Here is a 4,430-nt window from a genome sequence, read left to right as displayed (position 1 = left end):
GTGTAGAGTAGGGTTTCCGCATCTGTGGGCGTTTTCCGTAATGAAAACGCCGCTGYACGCCCTTTCGGGRYACCCAGCAACAGGGAAAATGCTCTAGCTACTTCTTCGCCAGCGACCGCACGTAGATCACCATGTTCCAGAGCTCGTCATCCTTTAGCCGGTCGCCGTCACCAGGCATCTGGCCCTTGCCCGTTTTGATGATGGCGTAGAGGTCGGCATCGGACATGTCTTTGAGTGATGAGGAGTCGGTAAGGTCTTTCGGAGCCGGTTTCATGGCGATGTCGCCTTTGCCGTCTCCGGTTGGGCCGTGGCACATGGAGCAGTCATAGCCGTACATCTTCTTGGCTTTGGCTTGAGACTCGGCTGTGGGCTTGACGCGGTTGGTCATGTTCCCGGTTGCAGGCGCGGGAGTTGCGGGCACGGGTTGCTGTGGTGGAAACGCCAGAGCCACCAGGGCAGGTAGAACAAAGAAAGGCTTCAGCATTCGAGCCTCCTAATTAGGCGGCAGAATCGTACGCTGGGTTGTGGTTTAGAGGGAAGAAGATTTTTGAGGTGGTGTGGGGAAGGTAACTGGCGAACCCAAAAGCAGGTCTTTCCAGAGAGGGAGGCCTGCGGCTTCTGCCTGGCGGTCGAGCAGGTCTTCGCGGACGCCGTGGATGGCGATGCGCCGGAAATGTTCGTTGACCGACGTAAGAAGGGCTCCGACCTGCCACTCACCCTGCTCGCGCAGCAATTTTAAGGCCTAGGCAGAGTCTTTGCCGCCACTCCAACTGAGGATGCACTTGACGGGCATGACTGTTTTTGAGGTTACACAATCTGGTGCAGAAGACGCAGAATTTCCAATGATTTTGGCTCTGTTAACGCAACATTCACGATTTCGTTAACGGGTCGTAACCGGAGCTGGCGAAGCTCAAAGGTATATGAAACTCATCAGGCTTGCCCTTCTGCTTGCCATCTTCTGTATCCCGTCATTTGGCCAGATGACGACCGCCCGTCTGGTAGGTACCGTAACCGACCAGAGCGGCGCTRTGATTCCCAACGCAACCGTAGTCGTGAAGAATATCCGTACCGGTGAGAGCCGTACGGTGACGACCAACGATTCGGGTCTTTATATCATCCCGTCGCTCGTGCCCTCTGAGTACGAGGTGAAGGTCACGGCGAGCGGCTTCTCTGATGCCGAATCCAAGGGTGTGGTCCTTGCCGTCGGCCAGGAGCTGGTGAAGGACATCAGCCTGCCGGTAGCCGGCAGCGCAACCTCGGTGCTGGTCGATGCCGGTCAGCTCGTCGCCCTGGATACCTCTTCGGCACGTATCGGTGCCAACATTGCCAGCCGCGAGATCGAAGACCTGCCGATCAATGGACGCCAGGTTTCGCAGCTTTACCTTCTGGCTCCGGGCGCGACCAACGTCGGCTCTGGCAACTTCGGTGAGATCCGCTTCTCCGGCCGCGCCGTAGAGCAGAACATCCTTCGCCTGGATGGCGTGGAAGCTACTGCCATTATCGACGCCGCCCCCGGAAACTTGAACGGTGAAGCCAACTCGATCTTCCGTCTGCAGCAGTCGCTGGAAGCCATCCAGGAGTTCCGTGTCGACTCCAACAGCTACCCCGCCGAGATGGGTACCGGAACCGGTGGTCAGATCAGCTTCGTGACGAAATCGGGTTCGAACGCATTCCACGGATCGGTCTTCGAGTATCTGCGTAACGACTTCTTCGATGCTCGTAACACCTTCAATGCGGTAAACGTCGCCAACAACTCGCCGAAGTTCCGTCTGAATCAGTTCGGTGGCTCAGTAGGCGGTCCGCTCATCAAGGACAAGCTCTTCTTCTTCGGCGTGTATGAAGGTCTGCGTCAGTACTGGAACGTCGCTTCGACCGGCAACACGATCTCGAACTACACCATCTCCCGCATTCCCACCAACTCACCCATCCGTAATGTTGTGGGCGCCTATCCTTTGGATCGGAATCCGATCGCGATCGAGCAGCCGGGCGCAACCTTCACGGACGGTACGGTCAATGGAGCCACCGGACGCGAGCTGGTTTCGGTCAGCCGCGCAGTGCCCTTCTCGCTGACGGAGAGCTTTGCGGCCGTTCGTTTTGACTACCACTTCAATGAGAAGTACTCCTCCTACGTTCGTTTCAATCGGGACCAGGGTACGGCGAACCAGACACAGGATCCGGCGCTGGGCCTGACGCAGAACAAGTATGTTCCGCAGAACGGCGTGATCGCGCTGAATCAGGTGCTCTCGGCTTCGATGTTCAACGAGACCAAGGTGGGCTTCAACTATGCCAAGACGCGCGTCAACGGCGTCAGCGGACCGAGCCCCAATGCTGATCTGAGCGCCAGCTTATTCAGCATCGCCAATGCCGTCAAGCCGGGTGGTCTGGTTACGACCTCTTCGAGCTTTACCGGCCGTGGCGCACCGTACACCGCGTGGAGCATCTCGCCGATCGACAACTTCTCGATCGTCAAGGGAAACCACAACCTGAAGTTTGGTTTTGAGTCGCGCATCATCAAGATCTACAACGACCAGCTCGGCGGTACGCAGTACACCTTCAACAGTGTCAGCAACTTCGTGAACAATGTTCCGGATACGACTGCGTTCAATGGTGACCTCAGCGCTCCGAGCCCGTTCAGCGGCATCTCCGGTAATGCGCAGATGCGCCAGAACTACTACATCGGTTACGGTCAGGATGAGTGGAAGCTCCGCCCCACACTGACACTGGCTTATGGCCTGCGCTATGAGTACTTCCAGCCCCTGCATGAAGTAAACGACAAGTACGTCTTCTTCGATATGACAACGGCTACCCTGTACTCCAGCGGCCGCGTCGCAGCGTTTCCCAAGTACAACAAGAGCTGGTTTGGCAGCTCAACGAAGAACTTCGGACCGCGTCTGGGCCTGACCTGGGCTCCCGCCGGTCTGCACAACAACACGGTGGTCCGCGTCGGTGCCGGCATCTTCTTCGGCCCCGGTCAGACGGAAGATCAGGTGCAGCCTGAGGCAAACGACCGCGTAGGCCGCAGCTTCTCGAACGGCGCGCAGCCCTATCCGGCGAACACGGCGAACCTGCTGTCGAGCTTTGACGCCAACAATCTCTCCGGCTTCCAGCCGCGTGCGTATGCTCCGTACTATCACCTGCCGGAGCGTGTGGCGACCTACACCTTCTCGATCCAGCAGCAACTTCCGGGACAGATGCAGATGATGATTGGTTACGTCGGATCGCAGGGACGGAACCTCTTCCTGCGTTCGATCACCAACCGCATCACCAGCGTGACGACCAATGCCTCGACCGGCGCCGGCACTGCGGTACGTGAGTTCGGCAGCCGCTACGGCGAAATCGACTACAAGACCTCAGGTGGTACGAACCATTACCACTCGCTGCAGTCGACGTTGCAGCGCCGCTTCCGTCAGGGCCTGTCGCTGGGTGCGCAGTACACCTGGGCGAAGGAACTTGGCACGACCAGCGGATCGAACGAAGCCAGCACGGCGCAGAATCCTTACGACTTCAATACAGAGTATGGCCGTGGCAACTTCGATATCCGTCATAGCATGAACGCGACGGTTCTGTATGACCTGCCGATCGGCCATGGCAAGTCGATGGACTTTGGCAGCATCGGTAATGCGGTGGTGGGTGGCTGGCAGATTGGCGGTATCGTGAACTTCCGCTCGGGTCTCCCGGTCGATGTTCTGATYACCCGTCCTGACATCGCCTACGTCGGTACGCCGACTTCCGGTACCTACGCGGGCAAGGTCTACTCCTCGCCCGTGCTCTCCTCCTCGTGCCCGGCTTACTCCAGCGGCACCACCAGCGTGAATGCTGGCGTCTGCACCACGGCGGTGGTCAACGTTCCGGGCGGCGGCAACACCCGTAACATTCGCCGCGTGAACCTGGTGCCTGGCGTCAACCCATATACCAACGTCGGCAAGCAGTTGCTGAATCCGGCTGCGTTCACAATTCCGACGCCTGGAACCTTCGGTTCGCTGCGCCGCAATAGCCTGAATGGCGCCTCGCTGGCTCAGCTCGATATGACCCTGGAAAAGACCTTCGCTATCACCGAACGTGTGAAGGTTGACTTCAAGGCCGAGGGCTTCAACATCCTCAACCACCCGAACTACGCTGTTCCGGGCACCATCCGCCTGGCGCAGGGCATTCCGACGGGCGGTAATGCGGCCACCACGACCATCAGCAACGGCGTACAGCCGGGACAGGCATACTCCACCGGTACGGCAGGTTCGAACTTCGGAACCTTCACCTCGACGGTGGGTAACCAAGTGGGACAGGGAGCGAACCGCCAGCTCCAGCTTTCGGGCCGTATCAACTTCTAACCTGACGAAAACACGACTCCCCGCGGCGTGCCCCAACCAGGGCACGCCGCATTTTTGCCTGTTTTTTCGCTTGACTCCTGTTTTTGCGGGGGTTAATCTTTGCGC

3 protein-coding genes are annotated in these 4,430 nt (G+C 58.5%); 1 reads left to right on the top strand and 2 read right to left on the bottom strand.

Going from position 1 to position 4,430, the window contains the following annotated elements; genetic code table 11:
- Window positions 1-97: 97 nt before the first annotated feature.
- Both AB4043_RS15950 and AB4043_RS15945 read right to left on the bottom strand, forming a co-directional pair.
- Window positions 98-484, bottom strand: a complete 387-nt coding sequence (locus AB4043_RS15950) for a c-type cytochrome (RefSeq protein ID WP_442300975.1) — start codon at window positions 482-484, stop codon at window positions 98-100.
- A 45-nt stretch (window positions 485-529) separates the two neighbouring features.
- Entirely contained in the window at window positions 530-733 is a 204-nt protein-coding gene (locus AB4043_RS15945; protein ID WP_442300974.1) for a hypothetical protein, read from the bottom strand.
- A 187-nt stretch (window positions 734-920) separates the two neighbouring features.
- Between AB4043_RS15945 and AB4043_RS15940 the strand changes: the two genes are divergently transcribed.
- The gene (locus AB4043_RS15940; protein WP_442307493.1) at window positions 921-4,325 is read left to right on the top strand and encodes a carboxypeptidase regulatory-like domain-containing protein; all 3,405 of its coding nucleotides are present in this window, start codon (window positions 921-923) and stop codon (window positions 4,323-4,325) included.
- Window positions 4,326-4,430: the final 105 nt, after the last annotated feature.

The sequence above is a fragment of the Terriglobus sp. YAF25 genome (genome assembly GCF_052113305.1).
In the GTDB taxonomy this organism is placed as follows: Bacteria; Acidobacteriota; Terriglobia; order Terriglobales; family Acidobacteriaceae; genus Terriglobus.
Note: the sequence above shows the minus strand (reverse complement) of the source record. Positions and strands in the feature narration are given on the sequence as shown.

Excerpts from the sequence above, each read along its gene's own strand:
- AB4043_RS15950 (WP_442300975.1), bottom strand. The coding sequence starts at position 484 with ATGCTGAAGCCTTTCTTTGTTCTACCTGCCCTGGTGGCTCTGGCGTTT.